This window comes from Acinetobacter sp. R933-2, from assembly GCF_030325485.1.
Lineage (GTDB): Bacteria > Pseudomonadota > Gammaproteobacteria > Pseudomonadales > Moraxellaceae > Acinetobacter > Acinetobacter sichuanensis.
The window spans coordinates 1-1,207 of the sequence record NZ_JACAIJ010000052.1; the positions used below are offsets into that span (position 1 = coordinate 1).

At 37.8% G+C, this 1,207-nt stretch carries 1 protein-coding gene and 1 pseudogene; both read left to right on the top strand.

From position 1 onward, the window contains the following. Positions 1 to 118: 118 nt before the first annotated feature. Complete coding sequence (locus tag HX005_RS19505; RefSeq protein WP_006581699.1) at positions 119 to 685, top strand: recombinase family protein; 567 nt, start codon at positions 119 to 121, stop codon at positions 683 to 685. A 182-nt stretch (positions 686 to 867) separates the two neighbouring features. Next, a pseudogene (locus HX005_RS19510) lies at positions 868 to 1,207 on the top strand (IS3 family transposase); the annotation flags it as partial.

The following is a 1,207-nucleotide window of genomic DNA, read 5'->3' on the forward strand; positions in this document are numbered from 1 at the left end:
GTATAGCCTAACGGAACAAAATAAAGTCTTAAAAAGCAACTCAAAAACCGTATTTATAGACTTAATATTTAATTTCGGTACAATATGTATTTAATTATCTAAACTCTAACGGTACAGAATGCCTAATCAGGTCGGATATATTCGAGTCAGTTCAACTGAACAAAATACTGAACGTCAATTAGATGGAATCAGCCTGGATAAGACCTTTACTGAAAAGGCAAGCGGTGGTAGCCGTGAACGTCCTCAGTTAAATGCAATGCTCGACTATCTGCGTGAAGGTGATACGGTGCATGTTCATAGTATTGATCGTCTGGCACGTAATACAAATGATCTGAACGAAATTGTGAATAGTCTGAATGATCGTGGTATAACCATTATTTTTCATAAAGAGAATTTGACCTTCAGTCATGATGTAGCACAATCGGCAATAAATAAACTCATGTTTCAGATGCTTGCTGCATTTGCAGAGTTTGAACGCTCCATGATCCGTGAGCGTCAAAAGGAAGGAATTGCAAAAGCCAAAGCGAAGGGCTTATATAAGGGAAGAAAGCGGAAGGTTGACTATGTTGAAATACGAAAAGCAATGGCTGAAGAAAATTCAACATTTAGAGGTGTTGCAGAAAAGTTTAAAGTAGGGATAGCAACAGTACAAAGAGCTTTAAAAGAAGAAACTAATAATCAATAAGGTTGATTAATGAAGACGCTTAGATATTCAAATTTAGAAAAGATCATGACCATTTATACTGAAATTTCTACTTATATTACATTTCATAATGCGACTGGTTTAACAGATATAAATAAATCAATGGAAGATTTTTGAACCGTACCGGGTTTGTCGGAGACCAAGCTTTCTGAGAGAATGTCCCGATGAAAAAAGTAAAATATACCCCTGAAATCAGAGAAAGAGCGGTTCAATTATTGATTGAATCCGAGAAAGATTATCCATCGAATTGGGCTGCGATCACCGCTATTGCTCCCTGAGCAGTATACTGCGCAAGGGTTGTACTCCTGAAACACTACGTGTTTGGTATCAAAAATATTTAGATAAACAAAATCCAGTTAAAGTACAGCAGCTTTCAGACCAAGAACGTATCAAACAACTCGAACGCGAAAATAAAGAACTGCAACGCGCCAATGAAATTCTACGTAAAGCAGCCGCTTTTTTCGCCCAGGCGGAGCTCGACCGCCCACACAAATAATGGTGGAT

Coding starts and splice junctions, on each gene's coding strand:
- HX005_RS19505 (WP_006581699.1), top strand. CDS start 119: ATGCCTAATCAGGTCGGATATATTCGAGTCAGTTCAACTGAACAAAAT.